This is a genomic window from Streptomyces sp. P17 (assembly GCF_032436805.1).
Lineage (GTDB): Bacteria > Actinomycetota > Actinomycetes > Streptomycetales > Streptomycetaceae > Streptomyces.
This window is the reverse complement of record NZ_JAVRBF010001320.1, coordinates 1-246: the sequence shown is the minus strand read 5'-3', so window position 1 is coordinate 246 and position 246 is coordinate 1. Positions and strand designations below refer to the sequence as shown.

The 246-nt window shown below is 45.9% G+C and carries 1 pseudogene; it reads left to right on the top strand.

Going from position 1 to position 246, the window contains the following annotated elements:
* Nucleotides 1-246 (top strand): annotated as a pseudogene (locus tag RMT89_RS44835) (transketolase); the annotation flags it as partial.

Here is a 246-nt window from a genome sequence, read left to right as displayed (position 1 = left end):
CAGCAAAGTTCCTGGAGCAAAGACTCGGCTGGGTGATGAGCCAAACAATTTATGCTTATATCTCAGACGGAGGTATACAAGAAGAAGTATCGCAGGGTGCAGGTAGGATCGCAGGACATCTGGGCCTTGACAACTTGATCATGTTTTATGACTCGAACGATGTGCAGTTATCTTCTACAGTGGAAGAAGTGACTACAGAAGATGTGGCCATGAAATACAAAGCTTGGGGATGGCATGTACTGGAGA